A 25,088-nucleotide genomic window follows, 5' to 3' on the forward strand; every position below is an offset into this window, starting at 1 on the left:
ACGCGACGCTCCCCGGAGTCGAACAACACGGACTCTGGGGAGGAAACCGTGACACTGTCCCGACGTACGATCCTGCTCTCCGGCGCGGCGGTCGGCGCGGCCGGCGCGCTGGCCGGGCTGCCCGTGGCGGCCGGCGCGGCGGCCGCCCGCCCGCTGCGGCAGGACCCGTTCACCCTCGGGGTGGCCTCGGGCGACCCCGACCACGAGGGTTTCGTGCTGTGGACGCGGCTGGCCCCGCAGCCCCTCGCGGAGGACGGCCTCGGCGGCATGCCGTCGCGGCCGGTGGCGGTGACCTGGGAGGTCGCCGCCGACGAGGGGATGCGGCACGTGGTACGCCGGGGCGTGGCGCAGGCCCGCCCTGAGGCGGCGCACAGCGTGCACGTGGAGCTGGGCGGGCTGCTGCCGGGCCGGGAGTACTTCTACCGGTTCCGGGCCGAGGGGTACGCGTCCGCGGTGGGGCGCACCCGCACCGCCCCGGCCCCGGAGAGCCTGCCGTCGGCCCTGGCGATGGGCTTCGTCTCCTGCTCGCAGTACGAGCACGGGTACTTCACCGCGTACCGGCGGCTGGCCGAGACCGAGCCGGAGCTGATCCTGCACCTGGGCGACTACCAGTACGAGTACGAGAAGGGCACCTACACGGTGCCGGGCGGGAACCCGCGCGACCACGAGGGCCCGGAGACCCGGACGCTGGCGAACTACCGGCAGCGGCACGCCCAGTACAAGACCGACGCGGACCTCCAGGCGGCGCACGCGGTGGCCCCGTGGGTGGTGGTCTTCGACGACCACGAGGTGGAGAACAACTGGGCCGACGAGGTGCCGGAGGCCCCCGACCCGGACTTCCTCGCCCGGCGGGCGGCGGCGTTCCAGGCGTACTACGAGAACATGCCGCTGCGGCGGACCTCCCTGCCGCGCGGCATCGACATGCAGCTGTACCGGCGGGTGCGCTGGGGCCGGCTGGCCACGTTCCACATGCTCGACACCCGGCAGTACCGCGACGACCAGGCGTGCGGCGACGGGTACAGGGAGTGCGCCGCGGCGGCCGAGGAGGCCCGGTCGATCACGGGCGCGGAGCAGGAGGCGTGGCTGCTCGACGGGTTCCGCCGGTCCGACGCGCGCTGGGACGTCCTCGGCCAGCAGGTCTTCTTCGCGCAGCGGGACAACAACTCGGGGCCGCTCACGGTCACCAGCATGGACGCCTGGGACGGGTACGTGGCCTCCCGGGACCGGATCACCCGGGGCTGGCTGGCCGCCGGGGTGCGCAATCCGGTGGTGCTCACCGGCGACGTGCACGCCCACTGGGCCAGCGACCTCAAGCTCGACTACGCCGACCCCACGTCGCGCACCGTCGGCAGCGAGCTGGTCTGCTCCTCGGTCACGTCGACCGGCGACGGCGCGGACTCGCCGACGGGCTCCCACCCGTGGTTCGCGTTCAACCCGCACCTGCGCTTCCAGAACAACCTCCGGGGGTACGTCCGCACGACGATCACCCCGGCGCAGCTGGCGGCCGACTTCGACGTGGTGCCGTACGTGAGCCGGCCGGACGCGCCGGCCTACACCCGGGCGACGTTCGTGATCGAGGACCGGGTGCCGGGCCTGCACCAGACGTACGACCGGCCGCCGGCGCCGGGCGCGCGCACCGTACCGGGGGCCGGGGTGGACCTGGGCCGGCAGACGGTGGAGGCGGAGACCCTGCGGCCCTGAGCGGGCCCCGGGCGGCGGTGGGGACCTCGCGCGGGCCGGAGGCGGTCAGCCCGGGAGGAACGAGAAGCGGACCTTGCGGGTGGGGTTGTCGCCGTTGGTGTCGACCAGGCAGATGGACTGCCAGGTGCCGAGCGCGAGCCGCCCGTCGATCACCGGCAGGGTCGCGTACGGGGCGACGAGGCCGGGCAGCACGTGGTCGCGCCCGTGGCCGCGCGAGCCGTGCCGGTGCCGCCAGCGGTCGTCGGTGGGCAGCACGTCGTCCAGCGCCCGGAGCAGGTCGTCGTCGGAGCCGGCCCCGGTCTCGATGACGGCGAGGCCGGCGGTGGCGTGCGGCACGAAGACGTGCAGCAGGCCGTCGCCGGCGCCGGAGACGAACCGTTCCGCCTCGGCGGTGATGTCCCGGACGGTCGGTCGGGAGCCGGTCTGGACGGTGATCACCTCGGTGCGCATACGCCGCATTCTGCCGCCGGGACCCGGGTCTGTCAGCCGGGGCCGGTCGTGTCGGCGGGCCCGCGCCAGCCGGGCCCTCGTCAGCCGGGGAGCCGGCAGCGCCCGCGTCAGCCTGGCCCCGGGTCGCCGGACCAGCCGGCGCCGGCGTCGCCGGTGTGGAAGTCGGCGCCGGGCTGGCCGGCGCCCGCGTCGTACGCGCCGGAGCCGTACGAGGCGGCGGGGTCGCCGGCGGTGGTGGCGTAGCCGTAGCGGGCGCCCCGGCCGCCGGCGCGGTTGAGCAGCACCAGGCCCACGGCGAGCAGGGCCAGGCCGAACAGGCCCACGGGGGCGGCGTCCAGTCGGCCGCCGGCGAGGCCGAGCACCGACAGCAGGAGGGTGAGCGCTCCGGCCAGCACGAGTGCGCTCGCCACGGCTCGCAGCATCGTCATGGGTCGACGGTAGGGGGCGAGCGCAAACCACCAGAAGTTACCGGCCGGTACCTGTGTTGAGCGTCGCGTCTGGGGGAGCCAGACGTGACGAAAACCGTCGGTAGAAGGCAGGATGAACATCTAGAGACCTATCCCACACACAACCGAGGGAACGCCTGTGGCCACGGAACGCAAGCGCCCGGTGATCACCGCCGGTCTGCCGAGCCAGCTTCCGGACATCGACCCCGAAGAGACCGGCGAATGGGTCGAGTCGCTGGACGGTGTCATCGACGAGCGCGGAACCAAACGCGCCCGGTACGTGATGCTGCGCCTGCTGGAGCGCGCGCGGGAGCGCCAGGTCGGGGTGCCGTCGCTGACGACCACCGACTACATCAACACCATCCCGCCGGAGCGCGAGCCGTGGTTCCCGGGTGACGAGCACATCGAGCGGCGGATCCGGGCGTACATCCGGTGGAACGCGGCGATGCTGGTGCACCGCGCGCAGCGCCCCGAGATCGGCGTCGGCGGGCACATCTCGACGTTCGCCAGCTCCGCGTCGCTCTACGAGGTGGGCTTCAACCACTTCTTCCGGGGCAAGGAGCACCCGGGCGGCGGTGACCACATCTTCTACCAGGGCCACGCCTCGCCGGGCATGTACGCGCGGGCGTTCCTGGAGGGGCGGCTGAGCGAGAACCAGCTCGACGGGTTCCGCCAGGAGCTGTCCCACCCGGGCGGCGGGCTGCCGTCGTACCCGCACCCGCGGCTGATGCCGGACTTCTGGGAGTTCCCGACCGTCTCGATGGGCCTCGGCCCGCTGAATGCGATCTACCAGGCCCGGTTCAACCGCTACCTGCACCACCGGGGCATCAAGGACACCTCGCAGCAGCACGTGTGGGCGTTCCTCGGCGACGGCGAGATGGACGAGGTCGAGTCGCTCGGCGCGATCGGCGTGGCCGCCCGCGAGGAGCTGGACAACCTCACCTTCGTGATCAACTGCAACCTCCAGCGGCTCGACGGGCCGGTCCGGGGCAACGGCAAGATCATGCAGGAGCTGGAGGCGTTCTTCCGGGGCGCCGGCTGGAACGTCATCAAGGTGGTCTGGGGCCGGGAGTGGGACCCGCTGCTCGCCGCCGACACCGACGGCGCGCTGGTCAACCTGATGAACAGCACGCCCGACGGTGACTACCAGACCTACAAGGCGGAGTCCGGGGCGTACGTGCGGGAGCACTTCTTCGGCCGCGACGCGCGCACCCGCAAGATGGTCGAGGGGCTCACCGACGACGAGATCTGGAACCTCAAGCGGGGCGGGCACGACTACCGCAAGCTCTACGCGGCCTACAAGGCGGCGATGGAGCACACCGGCCAGCCGACGGTGATCCTGGCCAAGACGATCAAGGGCTGGACGCTCGGCTCGCACTTCGAGGGCCGCAACGCCACGCACCAGATGAAGAAGCTGACGCTGGACGACCTGAAGCTGTTCCGCGACCGGCTCTACCTGGACATCTCGGACAAGACGCTGGAGGAGAACCCCTACCTCCCGCCGTACTTCACGCCGGGCGAGAAGTCCGAGGAGATCGCCTACCTGCGGGAGCGGCGGGAGCAGCTCGGCGGCTACCTGCCGTCGCGGCGGAGGGCCGGCAGGGCGCTGGCGATCCCGGGCAGCGAGCGGTTCTCCGACGTCAAGCGCGGTTCGGGCAAGCAGAAGGTGGCCACCACGATGGCCTTCGTCCGCCTGCTCAAGGACATCATGAAGGACAAGGAGTTCGGCAAGCGCTGGGTGCCGATCATCCCGGACGAGGCCCGCACGTTCGGCATGGACTCGCTGTTCCCGACGCAGAAGATCTACTCGCCGCACGGCCAGCGCTACACCTCGGTCGACCGGGAGCTGTTCCTGTCGTACAAGGAGGCCACGACCGGGCAGATCCTGCACGAGGGGATCAACGAGGCGGGCTCGGTGGCCTCGTTCACCGCCGCCGGCACCGCGTACGCCACGCACGGCGAGCCGATGATCCCGCTCTACATCTTCTACTCGATGTTCGGCTTCCAGCGCACCGGCGACGGGTTCTGGGCGGCGGCCGACCAGATGGCGCGGGGCTTCGTGCTCGGCGCGACCGCCGGGCGCACCACGCTCAACGGCGAGGGCCTCCAGCACGAGGACGGCCACTCGCTGCTGCTCGCCGCCACCAACCCGGCGGTGGTGGCCTACGACGCGGCGTTCGCGTTCGAGCTGGCGCACATCATGGAGAACGGCCTGCACCGGATGTACGGCGAGCAGCCGGAGAACATCTTCTACTACCTGACCATCTACAACGAGCCGATCCACCAGCCGGCCGAGCCGGCCGACGTGGACGTCGAGGGGCTGCTCAAGGGCATCTACCGCTACTCCCCCGCGCCGAAGGTCGACGGCGACGGGCCGCGGGCCAACATCCTGGCCTCCGGCACGGGCATGCAGTGGGCGCTCAAGGCGCAGCAGCTCCTCGCCCAGGACTGGGGGGTGGCCGCCGACGTGTGGTCGGTGACCTCCTGGACGGAGCTGCGCCGCGACGCGGTGGAGTGCGAGGAGCACAACCTGCTCAACCCGGGCGCGGAGCAGCGGGTGCCGTACATCCAGCGGAAGCTGGCCGACGCCGACGGGCCGAAGGTCGCGGTCAGCGACTGGATGCGCGCCGTTCCGGACCTGATCGCCCGCTGGGTACCGGGTGACTACACCTCGCTCGGCACCGACGGGTTCGGCATGTCCGACACCCGGCACGCGCTGCGCCGGCACTTCCACGTCGACGCCGAGTCGGTGACGGTCGCGACGCTGCGGCAGCTCGCCCTGCGCGGCACGGTGCCGGCGTCGACCCCGGCCGAGGCGGCGAAGAAGTACGCCATCGACGACGTGAACGCGGCGCCGGTCGGCGAGACCGGCGGCGACAGCTAGCCCACGGACACCGCCGAGGGGCCCGGTGCGCACCGCGCACCGGGCCCCTCTCTGCGTATCCCGGGTCCGCCCCGGATGGCGTGACGGCGGTGGTCCGGGCGTTCCTGGTGGGGACGCGCCGGGCCACCGCCGTCGCGGATGGCGCCGTGAGACGGGCCCCGCTCAGCCGACGGCGGCCAGGTCGGTCAGCCGGGCCAGCGAGTCCTCCAGGTCGGCGCCGACCCGCCGCAGACCGAGCCGGAGGAGGGCGGCCTTGACCGGGCCGGCGGGCCAGCGTACGACGATGAGCCGCACGATGGTCCCGCCCTCCTCCTCGTCCGCGGTGAGCTGGACGTAGATCTCGGTGCGGGCCTCGGCCCGGGCACCGGCGCCCTTGGCGCGTTCCCGCCAGCCGATCAGGGTCGGCTCCTGGTAGGCGATCACCTCGGCCTCGTGCGCCGACCCGCGCCCGGCCTGGACCAGTTGCCGCCGGCCGAAGCCCTCCCCCGAGAGGACCTCCGCCGCGCGAACTCCCGCCAGCCAGGCCGGCAACTGCTCGGCCCGCTGCACGACTTCCCAGACCGCTTCCACCGGCGCCATCACGTGCGCACTGCGTTCGACGAGGATCATTTCGTTCTTTCCCCCACTGAGGACATCCGCGATATTCGGCACTCTATGCGCTAAATCGGACGCAACCGGACAACTTTGGAAAAGACACGCCGAAAACCCTTGCGCCCCGATCGCAATCGACCTATGGCGCAAACTCCCGCCGCGGCCTAGAGTCCGAACACGTTTCACGTTCGTCTGGCCGGACGGCCGCACGAACGTCGGACGTCGCGCGTCCCGCGCCCGCGGACGCCGCCGGCCCCTGCCGCCTGGAGAGCGCATGACCACCGAGCCGCTGCCCGAGTTCCCGGCCGGATTCCGCTGGGGAGTCTCTACCTCCGCCTACCAGATCGAAGGCGGGGCGACCGCCGCCGGCCGGGGGCCCTCCATCTGGGACACCTTCGCGCACACCCCCGGGCTGATCGCCGACGGCAGCACCGGCGACGTCGCCTGCGACCACTGGCACCGGCACGCCGAGGACGTCGCGCTGATGGCCGGGCTCGGGGTGTCGGCGTACCGCTTCTCGGTGGCCTGGCCCCGGGTCCAGCCCGGCGGGTCCGGGCCCGCCAACGCCGCCGGCCTCGACTTCTACGACCGGCTCGTGGACGACCTGGTCGCCGCCGGGATCGACCCGGTCGCCACCCTCTACCACTGGGACCTGCCGCAGCCCCTCCAGGACGCCGGGGGCTGGCTGCACCGGGACACCGCCGCCCGGTTCGCCGAGTACGCCGACCTGGTCGCCGCCTGCCTCGGCGACCGGGTGAAGCTGTGGATCACCCTCAACGAGCCGTTCATCCACATGAGCCTCGGCTACGGCACCGGCGAGCACGCCCCCGGCCAGACGCTGCTGTTCGACGCGTTCCCGGCGGCCCACCACCAGCTCCTCGGGCACGGGCTGGCAGTCGCCGCGCTGCGCGCCCGCACCGCCGGCCCGGTCGCCATCGCCAACAACTACTCGCCGGTGCGCCCGGCCGGCGACACCGAAGCCGACCTGGCCGCCGCCGCCGCGTACGACGCGCTGCACAACCGGCTGTTCACCGACCCGCTGCTCGGCCTCGGCTACCCCGACCTGCTCGACCTCGACCCGGGGCTCGTGCGCGGCGACGACCTGGCCGTCATCGCCGCGCCCCTCGACGTGCTCGGCGTCAACTACTACAACCCCTCGGGGGTACGCGCGCCCGAGCCCGGCTCGCCGCTGCCGTTCGAGCTGGTGGAACTCGCCGGGTACCCGCGCACCGCGTTCGGCTGGCCGGTCGCCCCCGACGGGCTGCGCGAGCTGCTCACCGGCCTGCGCGACCGGTACGGCGACCGGCTGCCCCCGATCCAGGTCACCGAGAACGGCTGCGCCTACGACGACGTACCCGATGCCGAGGGCCGGGTCCACGACCCGGACCGGATCGCCTACCTCGACGCCCACCTGCGCGCCCTGCGGGCCGCGATCGACGACGGCGTGGACGTCACGGGCTACTTCGTCTGGTCGCTGCTGGACAACTGGGAGTGGGCGGAGGGCTTCACCAAGCGGTTCGGCCTCGTGCACGTCGACTTCGGCACGGGGGCGCGCACGCCGAAGTCGTCGTACGCCTGGCTGCGCGACACCGCGATCCGGCCCGGCCCGGCCGCCACGACCCCCGGCGTCGCCGCGCCCGCCGCCCGCCGCGCCACAGCCGACGCGGAGTAGCGCCGTGACCACCGTCGACCCGACGCCGGCGGCCCTGCCCGCCGCGCTCGCCGAGCCGACCGTCCCGGTCCGGCGGAGCTGGATCGCGCTGATCTTCGCGGCGAACCTCGGCGTCTGGATGGCCTTCTTCACCCCGATCCAGGTGCTGCTGCCCCAGCAGATCGAGCGGATCGCCCCGGGCGACAAGGAGGCCATGTTCGCCGTGGTCACCGGCCTCGGCGCGCTCGCCGCGGTGCTGGCCAACCCGCTCGCCGGGGCCCTGTCGGACCGCACCTGCCTGCGGCTGGGCGGCCGGGAGCTGGGCCGCCGGCACGTCTGGACGGCCGGCGGGGCGGTGCTCGGCGCGCTCGCCCTGGTGCTGCTGGCCCGGCAGGACACCATCGCCGGGGTGGCGGTCGGCTGGGTCGCCGCCCAGGTCTGCTTCAACGCGATGCTGGCCAGCCTCACCGCCGGCATCCCCGACCGGGTGCCGGTGCTCCAGCGCGGCGGCGTCTCCGGCTGGGTGGGCATCCCGCAGTCGCTCGGCCTGGTGCTGGGCGCGGTGCTGGTGACGGCCGTGGTCACCGGCAACGCCGCCGGCTACGCCGCCGTCGCGCTGGCCGTGCTGCTGCTGGCGCTGCCGTTCGCGCTGCTCACCGCCGACGACCCGCTGCCCCGGACGCACCGGCCGCCGCTGCGGGTGGGCGCGCTGCTCGCCTCGATGTGGATCAGCCCGCGCCGGCACCCGGACTTCGCCTGGGCCTGGCTCACCCGGTTCCTGGTGCAGCTCGGCAACGCGCTGGGCACCCTGTACCTGCTGTACTTCCTCGCCGACGGGGTGCGCTACCCCGACCCCGAGGGCGGGCTGCTGGTGCTGATCCTGCTCTACACGCTCGGGATGATCCTCACCGCCGTGGTCTCCGGCCGGCTCTCCGACCGCTCCGGCCGGCGCAAGATCTACGTGATCGTCTCCGGGCTGGTGATGGCCGTGGCCGCGCTGCTGCTGGCCGTCGCGCCGGTCTGGCCGATGGCGATGGTCGCGGCGGTGCTGCTCGGCGCGGGCTACGGCGTCTACCTGTCGGTGGACGCGGCGCTGATCACCGAGGTGCTGCCGGCGGCCACGAACCGGGCCAAGGACCTCGGGGTGATCAACATCGCGAACTCCGCGCCGCAGGTGCTCGGCCCCGCGCTGTCCGCCCCGGTCGTGGTGCACCTGGGCGGCTACCCGACCCTGTACGCGGTCACCGCGGTGGTCACCGTCCTCGGCAGCGCCCTCGTCGTCAGGATCCGTGGCGTGGCGTGACGACGCTGGCGGGGTGCTGCGGGCGCGGGTCTGATTGCAGGGGGCCCTTCCCATACAGAAAGCGTTAACAAGGGGCCCCTCCTTAAACCTCTTCCCGGCGGCCGTAGGCTGGGGACGTGACGGTACGTGTACGCTTCGCCCCCTCTCCGACCGGAATGTTCCACGTCGGCGGCGCCCGCTCGGCCCTACAGAACTGGATCTACGCCAGGCAGCAGGGCGGGGTGTTCGTGCTCCGCGTCGAGGACACCGACGCCGCGCGCAACAGGCCCGAGTGGACCGAGGGCATCCTGTCGGCGCTGGACTGGATCGGCATCGCCCGGGGCAGCTACGAGGGCCCGTACTTCCAGTCCTCGTACGCCGCCGAGCACCGGGCCGCCGCGCAGCGGCTGCACGAGGGCGGCCGGGCGTACTACTGCGACTGCACCCGCGAGGCCGTGCAGGCGCGCACCGGCTCGCAGTACACCGGCTACGACGGCTTCTGCCGCGACCGGGGCCTGGCGGCCGGCGAGGGGCGCGCGCTGCGCTTCCGCACCCCGGACACCGGCGAGACGGTGGTGGTCGACCTGATCCGGGGCGAGCCGACGTTCGAGAACAGGCTGATCGAGGACTTCGTCATCGCCCGGGGCGACGGGTCGCCGGTGTTCCTGCTGGCCAACGTGGTCGACGACATGACCATGGGGATCACCCACGTGATCCGCGCCGAGGAGCACCTGCCCAACACGCCCAAGCAGCAGCTCCTGTGGGACGCGCTGGGCGTCAAGCCGCCGGTCTGGGCGCACGTGCCGGTGGTGGTCAACGAGAAGCGGCAGAAGCTGTCCAAGCGGCGGGACAAGGTCGCCCTGGAGGCGTACCGGGACGAGGGCTACCTCGCCGCCGCGATGCGCAACTACCTGATGCTGCTGGGCTGGGCGCCGTCGGGCGACCGGGAGATCGTGCCCTGGTCCGTGATCGAGGAGGAGTTCCGGCTGGAGGAGGTCAACCCCTCCCCCGCGTTCTTCGACGAGAAGAAGCTGCGCGCGTTCAACGGCGACTACATCCGGGCGTTGCCGGTCGACGAGTTCGTGGCCGCGTGCCGGCCGTGGCTGACCGGCACCGACACCGTCGCGCCGCCGCCGTGGCAGCCGGAGGAGTTCGACGAGGCCGCGTTCGCCGCCGTGGCCCCGCTGGCGCAGACCCGCATCGCGGTGCTCAGCGAGATCGTGCCGAACGTCGACTTCCTCTTCCTCGCCTCGCCGGTCGTCGACGAGGCGGCGTGGGCGAAGGCCATGAAGGAGGGCGCGGCCGAGCTGCTCGACGCGGCGATCGCCGCGTACGACGGGCTCGCGTCGTGGGACGCCGAGTCGCTGAAGGCGACGCTGGAGGCGGTCGGCGCGGAGCGCGGCCTCAAGCTCGGCAAGGCCCAGGCGCCCGTCCGGGTGGCGGTCACCGGCCGCACCGTCGGGCTGCCGCTGTTCGAGTCGCTGGAGGTCCTGGGCCGCGAGCGCACCCTCGCCCGGTTGCGCGCCGCCCGCCTGCGCCTGCCCTGATCGGGGCACGCGACGCCTGACTGATCGGGTACGCGGCCGTGGGGCCCGCCGGCGAACCGGCGGGCCCCTACGCGTCGTGCGCGCCGGCGCTCAGGTGCCGGCGCGGCGGCGGCGCACGGTGAACCCGACGGCGGCGGCGACGAGCAGCAGCACGCCGCCGCCCAGCGCCCAGAGCCAGCCGGGCGGGCCCCCGTCGGTCGACTCGCTGGCGGCCGGCACGGCGCTGCCGCCGCCGTCCGTGGCCGGGGCGGCCGACGACGGCGCGGCGGCCGACGGCGCGTCCGACGGCGGCACGGGCTCGGGCGCGGCGGCCGACGGCGACGAGGGCTCGGCCGGGGTGCCGGTGGTGAGGGTGAACCGCACCTCGCCCTTGATCGGGTGGCCGTCGGCGGAGCCGAGCTGGTAGCCGACGATGTAGAGGCCGGCCTTGCCGGGCGCGAACGGGATGCGCACCCGCGTCCCGGAGAAGGTCGGCTCACCGTCGAGGGCGTCCACGTTGTCCGGCCCGGTGATTGTGATCTTCGTCGTACCCGGGTCGGGTTTCGCCAGGAAACGGAGCTCGACCCGCTCCGGCGCGGTGGCGATCCGCGCGCCGTTGGCCGGGTTGCTGCCGGTCAGCGAGTTGTGCGCGGCGGCCGGCGCGGCCGGGAGCACGAGCGACACACCGAGCGCCACGCCGAGCACGACCAACCAGGTACGCGCCACGCGTGGGAACCTGCCCCCCATGTACACCTCCGTAAAGGTACTATCCGCCCGCTGATCTACGGCTGCCTGATTAGTCGAGCCGAGATCGCAGATAGTTCCAATTCCCGATCCAACAGCTGCAACCGATCGACGTTCTGCGCAGTCTTTCAGGTGGGCGCCCCGCCCTGTGGGCATGGTCACCGCCATCGACCGACCAACGCGTGACCTGCAGCGAAGCCATCCAAATCGAACGGGGCGAGGAGGCGGCGATGGTCCGACAGGTACGGCGGTCGTGCCGGGCGGCGGCGGGAGCGCTGCTGGTGACGGCACTGGTCACGACGCTGGCGGGGCCGGCCCGGGCGGCCGGCACGGCCACGGGTCCGGCGGCGACGGGCCAGGCGACGACGGGCGCGGCGCTGGCCGACGCGGCCGCCGCCGCCAGCACGGCGCTGGCCCGCAAGGTGCCCAGGAAGACCCTGCCGGCCGGGGTGGACATCACCGGCGTGGGCCTGGCCGAGCCGCTGCGGCTGCGGGCCACCACCCACCCCGTCGAGGTGGTCGCGGTCGTCGACCAGGTGAGCTGGCTGGGCCGCACCGGGGCCGCCAACGGGCCGAAGGCCGCCGACCTCGGGCCGAAGTTCACGGTGGTGGTGCTGGTCGGGGAGATCGCCACCCAGACCTACGACCTCTATCCGCTGGCCAAGGGCGGCCCCCGGGTCTACCGGCCGGCGAAGCAGCCGGACCCGGCCCGCAAGGACAAGGCCGGCTGGTTCCTCGGCCGGCTCAGCATGTCCGAGACGCTGCGTACGGTCGGGGTGCCGCTGGAGCGGCAGCTCGACACGGTCAGTGGCGGCGTCGGGGGCGGCGAGCGGGTGCTGCCCGACGACTCGATCAACCCGGCCGGCGACATCGACGAGGCGCTCGCCGAGTTGCAGCGGCTGCTGCTGCTCAACGTCGGTGTGATGCTGGTGATCACCCTCGGGCTGGCCGGGATCGCGCTGCTGATCCGCCGCCGCACCCGCTGACGGGCCCGGCCCCGTGCCACTCGGCGCGGGGCCGGCGTGCCCTCGGCACCATCGGCGAGGTCTCAGCAGCGGCGGCGTGCCGTCAGCACCAGCGGCGCGGCGGGCGTTCCCGGCGCAGGGCCCGGTGCCGGGGGCGGACCGGGCCGTGCCGGTGCGCGCCGGCCCAGCCCGGCAGGTCGCTGCGGCAGGCCCCGGCGCGGCCCGACTCGTCGTCGGCGGGCGGCTCGGCGGCACGCTGGCGCGGCACCGGGGCGTCCTCGTCGACCGGCGCGGCGCCCCGGCCGCAGGTCGGCTCCGCGGCCCGGCCGTAGGGTGCCTCCGCGGCCCGGCCGTAACTCGGCTCCGCGGCCCGGCCGCAGGCCGGCTCGGCAGGATGGGGCGTCCCGGTGAGCCGGCGCAGATGCTTCGCCGCCGGCTCGTGGTGGCCCGGCCTGCCGGACTCCCCCTGGGCGCAGCCCGGCTCGGCCTCCCCGTGCGCCATCGGCGGTCTCCTCACGCTCTTCCTCGCCCGCCGGCCGGTCCCTGGCCCGCGTGCCCTGTCACCGTACTGGGGCGGGCGGACGCGTCGTGCGGCGCGTACCCCACCTCAGCGGCGGGGGCGGCTCGGAAAGATCGTCGCCCAGACCGGGAACGCGACCAGCCAGATCAACAGGGCGACGGTGAGCGTGCGGGCGAAGTCCCACAGGGCGCGGGTGCGTTCGGCGTCACCGACGAAGGCGATCCCCGCCACGAGCAGCGCGCAGGCCACGGCCCAGCCGAGCAGGCCCTTGGCCCACTCCCGCCACTCGTACCGGGCGCGGGCCCAGCCGTGGCGCGGCGGCCGGACCGGGGGCGGCCCGCCGGCGAACCGGTGGGCGAAGCGCTGGTCGGCCCAGCGGATCATCGAGTGGCCGAAGGCGACCGAGAACCCGAGGTAGGCGGCGGCCAGGCCGTGCGTGACGTCCGCGGTGCCCCCGCGCCGCAGGTCCAGCGCGGCCGCCGCGAGCAGCGCCAGGTCGACCAGGGGTACGCAGAGCAGCAGGGCCGCGCCGAGGCGGGGGCGGCGCAGCGGGTAGCGGGCCACGAGCCCCGCCACCAGCAGCACCCAGAACCCGATCTCGCACCCGACGATGACCGCGACCAGCACGACGACCTCCTCTGTCCGTGGCCTCCAGCATGCCGCCTGCCGCGTGCCCCGCCCTCGACCCGGGCGACGAGATCCGGGTACGCCGAACGAGGGACCGCGTCGGGGCGTACCTCCTTCGGGGGACACGGCCTCGTGCCCTGGTCGGAGCCGGTGCGGCGGCGGGTGTGGTGGGATCGGGGAATGCGACTGCCGCCCTGGCTCCGGCCCGGCGCCACGGGCCGGGACCTGGCACTGGCCGGCGTGGCCCTCGCGGGCGGGCTGGCGCTGCTCGGCCTCGGCTCGCACCTGGCGATCACCCCGCGGCCCGGCGTGCCCGCGGTGGCCTTCCTGCCGTCGCTGGTGGCCGTGTCGGCGGCGGTGGCCCTGCGGCGGGTGGCCACCCGCACGGGGCTGGCCCTCGGCACGGCGGCGCTCGGCGTCGACGTCGCCCTCGGCACCACCCTCGGCACCGCGCTGATCTACACGCAGGTGCTCTACGACTCCTGCGTGTACGGCCCGCCCCGGCTGCGGCGCTGGCTCCTGCGGGTCACCGTGGCGCTGAGCCTGCTCGCCGCCGTCGGCGGGGTGCTGGTGTTCGGTCACTGGCGCGGGGTCGCGCTGGGCGTGCCGGTGGTGCTGGTCGGCCTCGTGCCGGTGCTGACCGGGATCAGCGTGCGGCAGTACCGGGACCAGGCGGCGGCGGAGCGGGCGCGGGCTGCGGAGGAACGGGCCCGGGCCGAGCAGACCGCCCGGCTCGCCGAGCTGGACCGGCGCGAGGCGGTCCACGCCGAGCGGTCCCGGATGGCCCGGGAGCTGCACGACGTGGTCGCCAACCACCTCAGCGCGGTGGCCATCCACGCCACCGCCGCGCTCTCCGTCCCCGGGCTGGACCGGGAGCAGGTGGCCTCGTCGCTGCGGGTCATCCGGGAGAACAGCGTGCGGGGCCTGGCGGAGATGCGGCAGCTCATCGGGCTGCTGCGGGAGCCCACGACGGGCGACGGGCCCGCCCCGGGCGACGCCGGGGAGGCGGCCGAGGAGGCCACCCGGGTACGCCTCGCCGAGCTGGACCGGCTCGTGGGCCGGATGCGCTCCGCCGGGCTGGACGTGCGGACCGAGGTGACCGGCGGGGCGCGTCCGCTGCCGGTGGGGGTGGACCTGGCGGCGTACCGGATCGTGCAGGAGTCGCTGACCAACGCGCTCAAGCACGGCGCGGGCGAGGCGGAGCTGGTCGTGACGTACGGGCCGACGGAGGTGGTGGTGGCCGTGACGAATCCGCTGCGGGCGGGCGGCGCGGCGGCGCCCGGCGCGGGCGCCGGGCTGGTCGGGATGCGCGAGCGCGCGGTGCTGCTGGGCGGCGGTTTCACGGCGGGCCCGGCGGACGGGCGGTGGCAGGTCCGGGCGCGGCTGCCCACCGGGGAGCCGGCGTGACCGGCCGGACCAGCCCCGGGCGGGCGGCGGACGGGACGGACCCGGCGGGGCCGGTGGGTGCCGACGGGCGTGCCGACGGGCGGGGCGGCGCGGCGGACCCGGTGCGGGTGGTGCTCGCCGACGACCAGCCGGCGGTGCGGGCCGGGCTGGCGCTGATCCTGGCCGCCGCGCCCGGCGTCGAGGTGGCCGGCGAGGCCGCCGACGGCGAGGAGGCGGTGCGACTCTGCGCCGACCTGCGCCCCGACGTCGCCGTGCTGGACGTCCGGATGCCGCGGCTCGACGGCATCTCCGCCACCCGGGAGATCGTCGCCGGCGGGCTCGCCGACGTGCTCGTGCTCACCACCTTCGACCTCGACGAGTACGTCTTCGGCGCGCTGCGCGCCGGCGCGGCCGGCTTCCTGCTGAAGGACACCGACGCCGACGCCCTGGTCGACGCCGTGCGCACCGTGGCCCGGGGCGAGGGGATCATCGCCCCGGCGGTGACCCGGCGGCTGATCAGCGCGTTCGCCGCCACCGCGCCGGGGCCGCCGGCCGCCACCCGGGACGCGGTCGCCACGCTCACCGCGCGGGAACGCGACGTGCTGGCCTGCCTCGGGCTGGGCCTGTCCAACCAGCAGCTCGCCGACCGGCTGGCGATGGCGGAGAGCACCGCGAAGACCCACGTCAGCCGGGTCCTGGCGAAGCTCGACCTGCGCAGCCGCGTACAGGCGGCGATCCTGGCCCAGGAGCTCGCCCTGCCCCCGCCGCCCATCATCCCGCCGCCGACCCCGCCGCCGGGGCCGACCCCGCTGCCGCCGCCGGGTGGCGCGGGGTGAGCGGGGCACCCCTCGCTACCGGGGGCGTTGACAGGGTGCCCCTCCTTCTCTGCAAGGCTGGTGGGGTGAGCGAGCCGGGCGGGATCGAGCTGTCGGCCACGCTGCGCCGCATCGAGCGGGCGGCGGGGGCCCTGGCCACCGCCAGCGTGGCCCGGATGGACGAGACGCTGCCCTGGTTCCGGGCGCTCCCGGCCGACCAGCGGTCCTGGGTGATGCTGGTGGCCCAGGCCGGCGCGCGGTCGCTGGTGCAGTGGCTGCGCGACGGCGGCGGCACGGCGGACAGCACCCAGGAGGTCTCCGACGAGGTCTTCGCGACCGCCCCGCTGGCCCTGGCCCGCTCGATCAGCCTCCAGCAGACCGTGGCGTTGATCAAGGTGACGATCGACGTGGTCGAGGAGCAGGTGGGCACCCTCGCCGCCGAGGGCGAGGAGCAGCAGTTGCGGGAGGCGGTGCTGCGCTTCTCCCGGGAGATCGCCTTCGCCGCCGCCCGGGTCTACGCGCGGGCCGCCGAGTCGCGCGGCTCCTGGGACGCCCGGTTGCAGGCCCTGCTGGTCGACGCGCTGCTGCGCGGGGACTCCCCGGACGTGCTGGCCAGCCGGGGCGCGGCGCTGGGCTGGTCGGACGCGCCGCCGGTGGCGGTGGCGGTGGGCCGGTCCCCGGGCGGCGAGGTGGCCGCGGTGCTGCACACGGTCCACCGGCTGGCCCGGCGCGTCGGCGTCGAGGTGATCGGCGGGGTGCACGGCGACCGGCTGGTGATCGTGCTCGGCGGCGCGGCCGACCCGATGGCGGCGACGGGGAAGCTGCTGCCCGCGTTCGGGGAGGGGCCGGTGGTGGTCGGGCCGGCGGTGCCGAGCCTCGACGAGGCGACGGACTCGGCCCGCGCCGCGCTCGCCGGCTACCGGGCGGCTCCCGCCTGGCCGACCGCGCCGCGCCCGGTGCCGGCCGGTGACCTGCTGCCCGAGCGGGCCCTCGCCGGGGACGCCGAGGCCCGCCGCCGGCTGCGCCACGACGTGTACGCGACGCTGGCCCGGGCGGGCGGCGAGCTGCTGGAGACCCTGGACGCCTTCTTCGCGGCCGGCGGCACGTTGGAGAGCGCGGCGCGGGCCCTGTTCGTGCACCCCAACACGGTGCGCTACCGGCTGCGGCGGATCGCCGACGTGACGGGGCTGTCGCCGCTGATCCCCCGGGACGCGTTCGCGTTGCAGGTGGCGCTGACCGTGGGGCGGCTCGACCCGGTGGTGCCCGTCGTGACACCTCCCCCCATAACACCACAAAACCGGCAAATCCCCGCAAAGAGATGATCACGGTCACCTATTTCTGTAGGGTTCCTCCAAAGGTTCTAGTGCGGTTTGGTTGCGGCCGGTAACACCGTGACTGGCGAGTATCCGGAAGAGTCATAGGCGTGCTCGCCGTACTCTCACCGGGGCAGGGTTCGCAGAAACCCGGCTTCCTCACACCGTGGCTCGACCTGACCGGCGCCGAGGCACGGCTGCGCTGGTGGTCGGCGCTGGCCGGCGTCGACCTGATCCACCTGGGCACCTCGGCCGGCGCGGAGGAGATCCAGGACACCGCCCGGACCCAGCCGCTGCTGGTCGCCGCGGCCCTGCTCGCCGCCGAGCACCTGCCGCTGCACGACGTCACCCTCGCGGCCGGGCACAGCGTCGGCGAGCTGGGCGCGGCGGCGCTGGCCGGGGTCCTGCCGGCCGAGACCGCGATCACCCTCGCCGGGGTGCGCGGCCGCGAGATGGCCGCCGCCTGCGCGATCGAGCCGACCGGCATGGCCGCCGTGCTGGGCGGCGACACCGACGAGGTGCTCGCCACCCTCGACCGGCACGGGCTGCACGCGGCCAACCGCAACGGGGCCGGCCAGATCGTCGCCGCCGGGTCGACCGCCGGCATCGACGCGCTCGTCGCCGAGCCGCCCACGAAGGCCCGGGTCGTCCGGCTGAAGGTGGCCGGCGCGTTCCACACCCCCTACATGGCCCCCGCCGAGGTCGCCCTGGCCGGCGTGGCCGCCGGGATCACCCCGGCCCGCCCGGCCCGGATCCTGCTGTCCAACCTCGACGGCACGGTCGTCGACCACGGCCCGGAGCTGGTGCAGCGGCTGGTCCGCCAGGTCACCTCGCCCGTGCGGTGGGACCTGTGCATGCGCACCCTGGCCGACCTCGGCGTGACCGGGGTCGTCGAGCTGCCGCCGGCCGGCACCCTGGCCGGCCTGATCAAGCGGGAGCTCGCCGACTCGCTGCCCGAGATCGTCACCCTGAAGACGCCGGCCGACCTGCCCGCCGCCCGCGACCTGATCGCCCGGCACGGCTCGGCCGCCCGCCCCGCGCCGACCGCCCGGTTCCGGGTCGTGACGGCCCCCGCGCCGGGCGTCTTCCAGCCCACGCGGGGGCTGACCGAGGGCCAGGCGCTCAAGGTCGGCCAGGTCATCGGCCACGTCGTCACCGGGCGAGGCCCGGTCGAGGTGACCGCGCACGACGGCGGGCCGCTCACCGAGTGGCTCGCCCACCACGACGCCCCGGTCGCCCCGGGTCAACCGCTCGCCCGGATCGGGGGTCACTCATGACAGGTAGCCGGATTCTCGCCCTGGGGCACTACCAGCCCTCCCGGATCGTCACCAACGACGACATCGCGCAGTTCGTCGAGACCAACGACGAGTGGATCAGGGACCGCGTCGGCATCGCCAGCCGCCGCATCGCCGGCGACGAGACGGTGTCCGACATGGCGGCGGCCGCCGCCGGCAAGGCGCTGGCCAACTCCGGCCTCACCGCCGCCGACATCGACCTCGTCGTCGTCGCCACCTGCACGTCCATCGACCGCAGCCCGAACGTCGCCTGCCGGGTCGCCGCCAAGCTCGGCATCACCGCGCCCGGCGCGTACGACATCAACACCGCGTGCTCGGGCTTCGCGTACGCGCTGGGCACCGTCGACCACGCCATCCGGGCCGGGGCGTCGCGCAACGCGATCGTCATCGGCGCGGAGAAGCTCTCCGACTTCACCGACTGGACCGACCGCTCCACCTGCATCATCTTCGGCGACGGCGCCGGCGCCGCGGTGGTCACCGCCACCGCCGAGGGCGAGCCGGCCGGGGTCGGCCCGGTCGTCTGGGGCTCGGTGCCGGACAAGAGCGACGCCGTACGCATCGAGGGCTGGCGGCCGTACGTGAAGCAGGAGGGCCAGACGGTCTTCCGCTGGGCCACCACGGCGCTGGCCCCGCTGGCCCTCCAGGCCTGCGAGCGGGCCGGGGTCGCCCCGTCCGAGCTGGCCGCTTTCGTGCCGCACCAGGCCAACTCCCGGATCATCGACGGCATCGCCAAGCGGCTCGGCATCCCCGACGCGATCATCGCGAAGGACATCGTCGAGTCCGGCAACACCTCGGCGGCGAGCGTGCCGCTGGCCCTGTCCAAGCTCATCGAGCGGCGGGAGGTGCCCTCGGGCGCCCCGGTGCTGCTCTTCGGCTTCGGCGGCGGCCTGACCTACGCCGGTCAGGTCGTCCGCTGCCCCTGAGACGTCCGGCCCCCAGCGGGGCCGTTCGCACGCCGCGCGGCGCGCGCCGCCGGCGATTCCACACCCAGGAGAGGAACGCACCAACCATGACCCGTGACGAGATCACCTCCGGCCTCGCCGAGATCCTCGAAGAGGTCGCCGGGGTGAACCCGGACGACGTGGCCGAGGGCAAGTCCTTCACCGACGACCTCGACGTCGACTCGCTCTCGATGGTGGAGGTCGTGGTCGCCGCCGAGGAGAAGTTCGGCGTCAAGATCCCCGACAACGAGGTGCAGAACCTGAAGACCGTGGGCGACGCCGTCAGCTACATCGAGGCGCAGTCCTGACATGAGTCGTTCCGACGTCGTCGTCACAGGGCTCGGCGCGACCACCCCGTTGGGCGGGGACGTCGCATCGACCTGGGACGCCATGCTCGCCGGCCGCTCCGGGGTGGGTCCGCTCACCCAGGAGTGGGCGGCGCAGCTCCCGGTGCGCATCGCCGCGCAGCTCGCCGTCGACCCGTCCGAGGTGCTGGACAGGGTGAAGATGCGCCGGCTCGACCGCTCCGAGGCCATCGCGATCATCGCCGCCCGGCAGGCCTGGGCGGACGCGGGCCTCGCCGGCTCCGGGCTGGACGGGGAGCGGCTGGCCGTCAGCGTAGGCTCCGGCATCGGCGGGGCCACCACCCTGCTCGCCCAGGACGACATCCTGGAGGCGTCCGGCCCCCGCCGGGTGTCCCCGCACACCATCCCGATGCTGATGCCGAACGGCCCCGCCGCCTGGGTGGGGCTGGAGCTGGGCGCGAAGGCCGGCGTGCACACGGTGGCGAGCGCCTGCGCCACCGGCGCGGAGGCCATCGCCCTCGGGCTGGACATCATCCGCTCCGGCCGGGCCGACGTGGTGGTGGCCGGCGGCACCGAAGCGGTCATCCACGCGCTGCCGATCGCCGGGTTCGCCTCGATGCGGGCCATGTCCACCCGCAACGACGAGCCCGAGCGGGCCTCCCGCCCGTGGGACACCGGCCGCGACGGCTTCGTCCTCGGCGAGGGGGCGGGCGTGCTGGTCCTGGAACGCGCCGAACACGCCGCCGCCCGGGGCGCCCGGGTGTACGCGCGGCTGGCCGGCGCGGGGATCACCTCCGACGCGTACGACATCGTGCAGCCGCACGCGGAGGGCGAGGGCGCGATCCGCGCGATCAAGAAGGCCATCGCGGACGCCGACATCGCCCGTGAGGACATCGTGCACGTCAACGCGCACGCCACCTCGACGCCGGTCGGCGACATGCTGGAGATCGGCGCGCTGCGCGCCGCGCTCGGCGACCACCCGGTGCTCACCGCCACCAAGTCGATGACCGGTCACCTGCTCGGCGCGGCCGGCGCGCTGGAGTCCATCGCCACCATCCTGTCGATCCGCGACGGCGTCGTCCCGCCGACGATCAACCTGGACGACCCGGACGCCGGGCTGGACATGGACGTGGCCGCGCACAAGGCACGGCACCTGGAGATCCCCGCCGCGCTGAACAACGCGTTCGGCTTCGGCGGCCACAACGTGGCCCTGGTCTTCACCCGCCCCTGAGGCGCAAGGAAGGGCCCCCTGTTAACGCTTTCCGCATAGCAGGGGGCCCTTCTTAACGCCCCGCCCCGGGGTGACGGTCGGCAGCGGGGTCGCGTCGCTGCGTCCCGGTCGGCGGCGGTCTTCCCGGCATGCGGTCACGACCAGCGGGTTCACGCGATGCTAGCCAGCCGGCAATGAGCGGGAAATCGGTGCTACCTAGCTTTCCCGCATGCCCCCCACAAAAGATCCACTGTCGACGCCGGAAAACGGCGACGACCACACAGCGACAATTGTCGACGACTGCGGACGGCCCGTTCCCGCGCATTCGGTCGGCCGCCGCGCGCTGCTCGCTGCCGCCGGTGCCGCCGCCATCGCCCCGCTCGCGTTCGGCGCTCCGGCCGTCGCCGCCTCCCCCGGCCCGCACGCCCCCAGCGGGAAGCCCGGCCGACGCCCGCAACGCGGGCACTACCTGATCAAGGGTGCCGCGCTGGTCTCCGTCGACCCGGCCATCGGCAACCAGGCCAAGGCCGACATCGAGGTGCGTGACGGGCGGATCGTCCAGGTCGGCCCGAACCTGAAGGCACGCGGCGCGCGGGTCATCGACGCGTCGAAAATGATTGCGATGCCCGGTTTCGTCGAAACCCACTATCACATGTGGAGCGCCCTCGGTCGCAATTTCGTCTCCACCGGATTCGAATACTTCGCGGCGAAGTCGGCAACCGTCGCCGCGTATCAGCCGGACGATTTCTACCACAGCGTGCTGCTCGGCCTCGTCGAGTGCGCGAGCGCGGGCATCACCACCGTCAACAACTGGTCGCACAACGTACGCGGACCGGAGTACGCCGACGCGGAGCTGCACGCCCACGCCGACGGCCTCGTACGGGCGCGCTACTCGTACGGTCACCGGGACGGCCAACCGGCCACCCAGCCGATCGACTTCGCGGACATCGACCGGGTCTCGGCCACGTGGTTCGGCAAGAAGTCGCCGTTCGACGGCCTGGTGCACCTCGGGGTGAACCTGCGCGGGCCCGGCCAGCTGCCGACGTTCCTGGCGGAGATGGCGGAGGTCAGCAAGCGGAAGCTGCCGATCTCGGTGCACTCCGGGCAGGGACCGACCACGGCGGTGCACGCCGCCGACCTGGAGAAGATGGGCTTCCTCGGCCCGGACTTCCTGCTCTGCCACGCGCTGCCGTTCGACGAGGCGGACCGGCAGGCGATGGTACGCACGAACGCGCCGGTCAGCTTCTCCGTCCACTCCGAACTGCGCCTCGGCACCGCCGGTGGGTTCCACGGGCAGCTGCTGCGGATGCTGGCCGCCGGGGTCACCGTCTCGCTGTCGTTCGACGCCAGCTCGCTCGCCCCGATCAACATGTTCGAGTCGATGAACGTAGCCTGGAACCTGGGCATCCCGTGGGTGGGCACGGACACCGCCGACCTGCCGCCGGTGGTGTTCCGGCAGGCGATCGAGATGGCCACGATCAACGGCGCGAAGGCGCTCGGCCTACAGGCGGTGACCGGGTCGATCACCCCCGGCAAGCGGGCCGACATCGTCCTGATCCGGGCGGACGACCTGAACATCGCCCCGATCGGCGACCTGGAGTCGACCGTCGTGCGGTCGGCCACCCCGGCCAACATCGACACCGTGCTGATCGACGGCCGGATCGTGAAGCGGAACCGGGAGATGGTCAGCCACGACGCCGGCACGATCGTGCGCAACGCGGCGGCTGCGGCGCACGCCGTCCGTACGCGGGCCGGCGGCGTCCTCACCCCGACCAGCCCCACCCCGCCCCGGTTCTGAGCCCCGCCGCCGTGCACCCGACCGTGACCGGGTGCACGGCGGCACCGGCTCCACATCCGGGGCGCGGTCGGGAGCGCTAGGGGCGGTTGCGGGGGTGCCGGCGCGCCTGGCGCTCGTTGCCCCGGCGGTAGTTGCCCGTCCACCTGGCCATCACCAGCTGCGGGTCGTCGTCGACCTCGGCGAGGAACTGCGCCGCCCGGCCGCCCCGCAGCGTCCCGGCGACCCGCCCATGGTGCGTGATCACCACCGTGCCGTCCGCCCGTTCGGCGTACGCGAATCCCTGCGCCTCTGCCACGCCCGGCACCCTCCCACCCCCGCCGCCACCGCGCATCCGATTTCGGCTACGGCGGCGCACGCGTCGCGCCGCGGCGGTGCACGCGTCGTGCCCGGGCGGCACTGCCGGAGGAAGGGGCCGCAGAAGGGGGCTCGGGTGCGGTCAGAAGGGGGCTGGGGTGCGGTCAGAAGGGGGCTGGGGTGCGGTCAGAAGGGGGCTGGGGTGCGGTCAGGCGGGGGTGCGGAGGTCGGCGACGAAGGCCCGCCAGGCCGGCGGGGCGAAGGTGAGGGTGCCGCCGTCGCGGGCCTTGGAGTCGCGCACCAGCACGACGCCCGGCAGGTTGTCGGCGACCTCGACACACTCGCCGCCGTTGGTGTTGCTGCGGGTGGCGGTGCGCCAGCGGGGGTGGTGGGTGCTCACAGCTCGTTCACCTGCTTCAGGATCAGGTCTCTCGACCGGTCGCGCGGCAGGGCGACCGCACGGACAGCTTCCCACGCCCGCGCCAGCGCGGAAACCCGCTTCGGGTCGGCCAGCACCCGCCCCTCCAACTGGTCCTCCAGGAACGCCAGGTGCTCGCCGCCGGCCGCCTCGGCGAGCGTGAACGGGCCGGACTGGCCGAGGTAGGGGCCCGCGTCACGGGGCACGACATGTATCAGCACCCGGGGTCGCAGCGCGACCTCGGCGAGGTGCAGGAGCTGCTCCTTGAGCACCGCCGGCTCGCCCCGACGCAGCGCCGCCTCGTCGACGACGAACGTGGTCAGCGGCGGCTCCTTGCGGTCGAGCAACGCCTGCCGCTCCAGCCGGAAGGCGACGTGCTCCTCCACCTTTTCGGGCACGAACAGGCCGCTGGCGAGGGCCGCGCGGGCGTACGCCTCGGTCTGGAGCAGCCCCGGGACGATCGTCGCCTGGAAGCAGCGCAGCGAGGTGGCCTCCCGCTCCACCTCCGCCCACGGGCGGAACCAGCCGGGCTGGGCGTCCCGGCGCGCCTCGACGGCCATCCGGGCGATCAGGTCGCCGGCGCCCAGCAGCTCGTCGAGCCGGCGGGCCGTGTCGGGCTGCGGGACGCGCCGCCCCGTCTCGAACATCGCGATCAGCGAGCCGGAGACGTGCACCGCCTCGGCGACCTGGTCCTGGGTCAGCCCCCGCTTGCCCCGCTCGTGCTTCAGCACCAGGGCGAGATATGCGCCCACTCCTCACCGCTCCTCACTGAAGGTTCCGCATCGATCACGCTGTGCACCGTACCCCCGGCAGTCCTGTTTGTCCGGCCCGCCCCGGTCCAGGGTGGAACCACGCGGTCCGGCTGGTGGAGGCGATGCCCGGCGGCCGGGCCAGCGCGGGCCGCCCCGCACCCCCCTTGCGGGGCGGCCCTCCCCCACCGACGAGGAGGCAGGCGCGTGGCAGAGCACCGACGCGACGGCGACCGACGCCGGCCGCACCCACCCCTGCGCCCGCTGTGGCTGTGCCGGGCGTGCCTGGCCCCGTGGCCCTGCCCGCAGGCCCGCGACGACCTGCTGGCCGCCTACGCCGGGGACCGCGTCGGGCTGTGCCTGTTCCTGGCCTGGCGGATGTTCGACGCCGCCGAGGACCTGCGGGCGCTGCACCCGGAAGACCCGCCGCCGCCCAGCGAGCTGTTCCGCCGCTTCCTACGCTGGGCCCGTCGCCACGGTTGAGGCGGCGCCGGCCCGGCGCACCCCACAGCCACGGCCCCAAAGGGGGACAACACCCCCCATCCGGGGGATCGCAGCTGCAAGATCGCGAGCGAGATTGGGAGATTCTGGAGCGAAACGGCCCCTCCGATCGACGTCAGTTGTCCTACGATCTCTCCGGCTATCCGGTTGGCCGGCTCTCCGGCTATCCGGTTGGCCGGCGGGCCAGTCCTGCGACGTTCGGCGACTGCACCGGCACCGCCCCGAACGGGTCCAGCCGCTGCCCCGCCCAGAAGCGCCCGGCACCGCAGCGCCCCGGCATGCCCCGAAAGCGAACGCGCCGCTCGCGTTGCCGCCCCGACCGACCCGCCCGAGGCAGGTCGGCACAGACCGGCAGGCGGGAGTCGACCCAAACACACGAACCCGATCCGCCCCAACCGGAGCACCTCCGACACGACACGCCACTCCAGGACACCCAGGGCAACAGAACGGGCAGGATCCCCCACCACCGACCACGATCATCTGCTGACTACGGATACGGCCGGCGGCGTGTCGTCTCCGAAAACGACAGACGATCACGGCACCCTTCCCCTGCCTCGCCCCGCCCCAGCCGCGCCGCACCGGACGCCCCCCCCCCCCCCCCCCCCCCGGGAAGGAGACGCTGGCCGACGGGCGGGGCGCCTCCCCGCGCCGATCTTGCAGTTGCGGCCCCGACCAA

Annotated in this window: 24 protein-coding genes; 15 read left to right on the forward strand and 9 right to left on the reverse strand. The window is 74.2% G+C overall.

What is annotated here, in order from left to right; translation table 11 throughout:
- The first annotated feature begins 48 nt into the window (after positions 1-48).
- Positions 49-1,701 (forward strand): alkaline phosphatase D family protein, encoded by a 1,653-nt coding sequence (locus O7628_RS04275; protein WP_278128493.1) that lies wholly within the window; start codon positions 49-51, stop codon positions 1,699-1,701.
- Positions 1,702-1,746: 45 nt separating this feature from the next.
- Here the strand turns inward: O7628_RS04275 and O7628_RS04280 are convergent, their stop codons facing one another.
- Both O7628_RS04280 and O7628_RS04285 read right to left on the reverse strand, forming a co-directional pair.
- Positions 1,747-2,151 (reverse strand): secondary thiamine-phosphate synthase enzyme YjbQ, encoded by a 405-nt coding sequence (locus O7628_RS04280; RefSeq protein WP_278128495.1) that lies wholly within the window; start codon positions 2,149-2,151, stop codon positions 1,747-1,749.
- Between the two features lie 107 nt (positions 2,152-2,258).
- On the reverse strand, positions 2,259-2,579 hold the full coding sequence (locus O7628_RS04285; protein ID WP_278128496.1) for a hypothetical protein: 321 nt from the start codon (positions 2,577-2,579) through the stop codon (positions 2,259-2,261).
- A gap of 157 nt (positions 2,580-2,736) precedes the next feature.
- On the opposite strand from O7628_RS04285, the gene aceE reads away from it, so the two are divergent.
- Positions 2,737-5,481: a pyruvate dehydrogenase (acetyl-transferring), homodimeric type gene (aceE, locus tag O7628_RS04290; protein WP_347405146.1), complete on the forward strand. Its 2,745-nt coding sequence runs from the start codon at positions 2,737-2,739 to the stop codon at positions 5,479-5,481.
- 162 nt (positions 5,482-5,643) lie between these two features.
- Here aceE and O7628_RS04295 read toward each other — a convergent pair whose 3' ends face one another.
- Complete coding sequence (locus O7628_RS04295; RefSeq protein ID WP_007072337.1) at positions 5,644-6,090, reverse strand: SRPBCC family protein; 447 nt, start codon at positions 6,088-6,090, stop codon at positions 5,644-5,646.
- A gap of 256 nt (positions 6,091-6,346) precedes the next feature.
- Between O7628_RS04295 and O7628_RS04300 the strand changes: the two genes are divergently transcribed.
- The 3 genes from O7628_RS04300 to gltX all read left to right on the forward strand — a co-directional run bounded on the left by O7628_RS04300 (position 6,347) and on the right by gltX (position 10,552).
- Complete coding sequence (locus O7628_RS04300; protein WP_278128497.1) at positions 6,347-7,744, forward strand: GH1 family beta-glucosidase; 1,398 nt, start codon at positions 6,347-6,349, stop codon at positions 7,742-7,744.
- 4 nt (positions 7,745-7,748) lie between these two features.
- Complete coding sequence (locus tag O7628_RS04305) at positions 7,749-9,026, forward strand: MFS transporter (protein ID WP_278128498.1); 1,278 nt, start codon at positions 7,749-7,751, stop codon at positions 9,024-9,026.
- Positions 9,027-9,142: 116 nt separating this feature from the next.
- On the forward strand, positions 9,143-10,552 hold the full coding sequence (gltX, locus tag O7628_RS04310; RefSeq protein ID WP_278128500.1) for a glutamate--tRNA ligase: 1,410 nt from the start codon (positions 9,143-9,145) through the stop codon (positions 10,550-10,552).
- Positions 10,553-10,642: 90 nt separating this feature from the next.
- Here the strand turns inward: gltX and O7628_RS04315 are convergent, their stop codons facing one another.
- On the reverse strand, positions 10,643-11,257 hold the full coding sequence (locus O7628_RS04315; protein WP_278128501.1) for a copper resistance CopC family protein: 615 nt from the start codon (positions 11,255-11,257) through the stop codon (positions 10,643-10,645).
- 248 nt (positions 11,258-11,505) lie between these two features.
- Between O7628_RS04315 and O7628_RS04320 the strand changes: the two genes are divergently transcribed.
- A complete protein-coding gene (locus O7628_RS04320; RefSeq protein WP_278128502.1) occupies positions 11,506-12,261 on the forward strand; it encodes a hypothetical protein in 756 nt (251 codons plus the stop codon).
- A gap of 82 nt (positions 12,262-12,343) precedes the next feature.
- On the opposite strand, the gene O7628_RS04325 is transcribed toward O7628_RS04320, so the two are convergent.
- Together O7628_RS04325 and O7628_RS04330 are read right to left on the reverse strand one after the other, a co-directional pair.
- Positions 12,344-12,742, reverse strand: a complete 399-nt coding sequence (locus O7628_RS04325; RefSeq protein ID WP_278128503.1) for a hypothetical protein — start codon at positions 12,740-12,742, stop codon at positions 12,344-12,346.
- Between the two features lie 105 nt (positions 12,743-12,847).
- A complete protein-coding gene (locus O7628_RS04330) occupies positions 12,848-13,387 on the reverse strand; it encodes a hypothetical protein (RefSeq protein ID WP_278128505.1) in 540 nt (179 codons plus the stop codon).
- A gap of 180 nt (positions 13,388-13,567) precedes the next feature.
- Between O7628_RS04330 and O7628_RS04335 the strand changes: the two genes are divergently transcribed.
- From O7628_RS04335 to O7628_RS04370, 8 genes are all read left to right on the forward strand, one after another.
- Entirely contained in the window at positions 13,568-14,794 is a 1,227-nt protein-coding gene (locus O7628_RS04335; protein ID WP_278128507.1) for a histidine kinase, read from the forward strand.
- Positions 14,795-14,895: 101 nt separating this feature from the next.
- A complete protein-coding gene (locus tag O7628_RS04340; protein ID WP_278136207.1) occupies positions 14,896-15,609 on the forward strand; it encodes a response regulator transcription factor in 714 nt (237 codons plus the stop codon).
- Positions 15,606-16,910, forward strand: a complete 1,305-nt coding sequence (locus tag O7628_RS04345; RefSeq protein WP_278128509.1) for a helix-turn-helix domain-containing protein — start codon at positions 15,606-15,608, stop codon at positions 16,908-16,910. Before O7628_RS04340 ends, O7628_RS04345 begins: the two co-directional genes overlap by 4 nt.
- A 101-nt stretch (positions 16,911-17,011) precedes the next feature.
- Positions 17,012-18,178 (forward strand): acyltransferase domain-containing protein, encoded by a 1,167-nt coding sequence (locus tag O7628_RS04350; RefSeq protein WP_278128511.1) that lies wholly within the window; start codon positions 17,012-17,014, stop codon positions 18,176-18,178.
- Entirely contained in the window at positions 18,175-19,119 is a 945-nt protein-coding gene (locus O7628_RS04355) for a beta-ketoacyl-ACP synthase III (RefSeq protein WP_043966966.1), read from the forward strand. The genes O7628_RS04350 and O7628_RS04355 overlap by 4 nt, the downstream gene beginning before the upstream one ends.
- 86 nt (positions 19,120-19,205) lie before the next feature.
- Positions 19,206-19,445, forward strand: a complete 240-nt coding sequence (locus O7628_RS04360) for an acyl carrier protein (protein WP_074474691.1) — start codon at positions 19,206-19,208, stop codon at positions 19,443-19,445.
- Position 19,446: 1 nt separating this feature from the next.
- Positions 19,447-20,673 (forward strand): beta-ketoacyl-ACP synthase II, encoded by a 1,227-nt coding sequence (fabF, locus tag O7628_RS04365; RefSeq protein ID WP_178065997.1) that lies wholly within the window; start codon positions 19,447-19,449, stop codon positions 20,671-20,673.
- A 208-nt stretch (positions 20,674-20,881) separates the two neighbouring features.
- Positions 20,882-22,450 carry an amidohydrolase family protein gene (locus O7628_RS04370; RefSeq protein WP_278128517.1) on the forward strand — a complete coding sequence of 523 codons (1,569 nt, stop codon included), beginning with the start codon at positions 20,882-20,884 and terminating at the stop codon, positions 22,448-22,450.
- A gap of 76 nt (positions 22,451-22,526) precedes the next feature.
- Here O7628_RS04370 and O7628_RS04375 read toward each other — a convergent pair whose 3' ends face one another.
- From O7628_RS04375 to O7628_RS04385, 3 genes are all read right to left on the reverse strand, one after another.
- Positions 22,527-22,745 carry a hypothetical protein gene (locus O7628_RS04375; protein ID WP_043969263.1) on the reverse strand — a complete coding sequence of 73 codons (219 nt, stop codon included), beginning with the start codon at positions 22,743-22,745 and terminating at the stop codon, positions 22,527-22,529.
- 207 nt (positions 22,746-22,952) lie between these two features.
- A complete protein-coding gene (locus tag O7628_RS04380; protein WP_278128520.1) occupies positions 22,953-23,144 on the reverse strand; it encodes a DUF397 domain-containing protein in 192 nt (63 codons plus the stop codon).
- Entirely contained in the window at positions 23,141-23,914 is a 774-nt protein-coding gene (locus tag O7628_RS04385; protein ID WP_278128522.1) for a helix-turn-helix transcriptional regulator, read from the reverse strand. The genes O7628_RS04380 and O7628_RS04385 overlap by 4 nt, the downstream gene beginning before the upstream one ends.
- A 204-nt stretch (positions 23,915-24,118) precedes the next feature.
- Here O7628_RS04385 and O7628_RS04390 point away from each other — a divergent pair, with 204 nt between their 5' ends.
- The gene (locus O7628_RS04390; RefSeq protein WP_278128524.1) at positions 24,119-24,394 is read left to right on the forward strand and encodes a hypothetical protein; all 276 of its coding nucleotides are present in this window, start codon (positions 24,119-24,121) and stop codon (positions 24,392-24,394) included.
- Positions 24,395-25,088: the final 694 nt, after the last annotated feature.

The organism is Micromonospora sp. WMMD956 (assembly GCF_029626125.1).
GTDB classification, from domain to species: domain Bacteria; phylum Actinomycetota; class Actinomycetes; order Mycobacteriales; family Micromonosporaceae; genus Micromonospora; species Micromonospora carbonacea.

Excerpts from the sequence above, each read along its gene's own strand:
- O7628_RS04280 (WP_278128495.1), bottom strand. The coding sequence starts at position 2,151 with ATGCGCACCGAGGTGATCACCGTCCAGACCGGCTCCCGACCGACCGTC.
- O7628_RS04285 (WP_278128496.1), bottom strand. The coding sequence starts at position 2,579 with ATGACGATGCTGCGAGCCGTGGCGAGCGCACTCGTGCTGGCCGGAGCG.
- O7628_RS04295 (WP_007072337.1), bottom strand. The coding sequence starts at position 6,090 with ATGATCCTCGTCGAACGCAGTGCGCACGTGATGGCGCCGGTGGAAGCG.
- O7628_RS04300 (WP_278128497.1), top strand. The coding sequence starts at position 6,347 with ATGACCACCGAGCCGCTGCCCGAGTTCCCGGCCGGATTCCGCTGGGGA.
- O7628_RS04320 (WP_278128502.1), top strand. The coding sequence starts at position 11,506 with ATGGTCCGACAGGTACGGCGGTCGTGCCGGGCGGCGGCGGGAGCGCTG.
- O7628_RS04325 (WP_278128503.1), bottom strand. The coding sequence starts at position 12,742 with ATGGCGCACGGGGAGGCCGAGCCGGGCTGCGCCCAGGGGGAGTCCGGC.
- O7628_RS04335 (WP_278128507.1), top strand. The coding sequence starts at position 13,568 with ATGCGACTGCCGCCCTGGCTCCGGCCCGGCGCCACGGGCCGGGACCTG.
- O7628_RS04355 (WP_043966966.1), top strand. The coding sequence starts at position 18,175 with ATGACAGGTAGCCGGATTCTCGCCCTGGGGCACTACCAGCCCTCCCGG.
- O7628_RS04360 (WP_074474691.1), top strand. The coding sequence starts at position 19,206 with ATGACCCGTGACGAGATCACCTCCGGCCTCGCCGAGATCCTCGAAGAG.
- fabF (WP_178065997.1), top strand. The coding sequence starts at position 19,447 with ATGAGTCGTTCCGACGTCGTCGTCACAGGGCTCGGCGCGACCACCCCG.
- O7628_RS04370 (WP_278128517.1), top strand. The coding sequence starts at position 20,882 with ATGCCCCCCACAAAAGATCCACTGTCGACGCCGGAAAACGGCGACGAC.